Here is a 1,113-nt window from a genome sequence, read left to right as displayed (position 1 = left end):
TAATGGTTAAAAAGAATACTTTAAATTTCATAAAATAATTGCCCCTTTATAAGTGATTTAGAAAAAACGAGTGTAATAAGAAATTACAGGTGACTACAGTAATGACTTTGTCTTTCTTTTACAGAATCCATAGCCTGATTAATTTGTCGCTCATGAAGCATTTCAGACTCGGAAAATTTATTTTTTTGAATGGTAATGGTTAAAAAGAATACTTTAAATTTTATAAAATAATTGCCCCTTTATAAGTGTTTTAGAAAAGACGAGTGTAATAAGAAGATTGGCGTTCTTTTACTTCGTCCATAATATTTTGGATGTGTTGCTCACGTAAAATCTCTTTCTGTGAAAGTTTACGTTTTTGAATGGTGATTGTTAAAAAGAATGCTTTAAATTTCATGAATATATTACCCCTTTAAAATATATTTTTAATACATTTGAGTGTAGTATGAACTTTTAATGTCAGTTATTTTATCAGTTAGTTGTTTTAACTGTTGTTTACGATTAATTTCAGTTTCAGATAAAGTATTTTTTTGAAGTACAGTCGTAAAAAAGAAAATATGAAAAGTCATAAATGAATTCCTCCTTTCGAAAAGGAATTACAGGTGATCACAGTAAAGTGCTTGGCGCTCCTTAACATCATTCATAGCTTTTTCAATTTGCTCATTATGAAGAATTTCATCTTTGGAAATTGTATTTCTTTGAATCGTAATACTTAAAAACAATACGCTAATAGTCATTGAATGTTGCTCCTTTCTTAGAAAAATAATGTAAGAGACTAAAAAATCGCGCAAAAAAACCACAGGAAGATACAGTTCTCCTATGGCTGGGCGTGAAAAAGCCACAGGAAAGTATACGACCTCCTGTGGCGAATTTATGAATTAAATGAAATAAAGTACGATTTTCAATTCTCCATTAGGGTGGTCGAATTCATATTTAATTGTCCAGAAACCACAGGTGCAGTTAACGCTAAAGTTAATGCATGTAATTGTAATTTCATCATTTCCTTCGACCTCCTTTTAGAATATTTTTCTTACGTTAGTAATTATATACAATTAATGGATAATTGTAAACGGAAAAATTGAAAATTTTTAATTTTGATTAAAATGCGTATGTTTT

General features: G+C 28.9%; 4 protein-coding genes. All 4 read right to left on the bottom strand.

Features of this window, described 5'->3' with window-relative positions:
* Positions 1 to 83: 83 nt before the first annotated feature.
* The 4 genes from ACQGS6_RS29100 to ACQGS6_RS29085 are packed head-to-tail and all read right to left on the bottom strand — an operon-like array spanning position 84 to position 734.
* Entirely contained in the window at positions 84 to 224 is a 141-nt protein-coding gene (locus ACQGS6_RS29100; protein ID WP_000669805.1) for a YrzI family small protein, read from the bottom strand.
* Positions 225 to 250: 26 nt separating this feature from the next.
* Positions 251 to 394, bottom strand: a complete 144-nt coding sequence (locus tag ACQGS6_RS29095) for a YrzI family small protein (RefSeq protein ID WP_000668963.1) — start codon at positions 392 to 394, stop codon at positions 251 to 253.
* Positions 395 to 422: 28 nt separating this feature from the next.
* Entirely contained in the window at positions 423 to 566 is a 144-nt protein-coding gene (locus ACQGS6_RS29090) for a YrzI family small protein (protein ID WP_000142729.1), read from the bottom strand.
* Between the two features lie 27 nt (positions 567 to 593).
* Positions 594 to 734: a YrzI family small protein gene (locus ACQGS6_RS29085; protein WP_000156193.1), complete on the bottom strand. Its 141-nt coding sequence runs from the start codon at positions 732 to 734 to the stop codon at positions 594 to 596.
* Positions 735 to 1,113 lie beyond the last annotated feature (379 nt).

Source organism: Bacillus sp. GMs2/2 (assembly GCF_050172095.1).
Lineage (GTDB): Bacteria > Bacillota > Bacilli > Bacillales > Bacillaceae_G > Bacillus_A > Bacillus_A cereus.
This window is presented reverse-complemented; position numbering and strand designations above follow the sequence as displayed.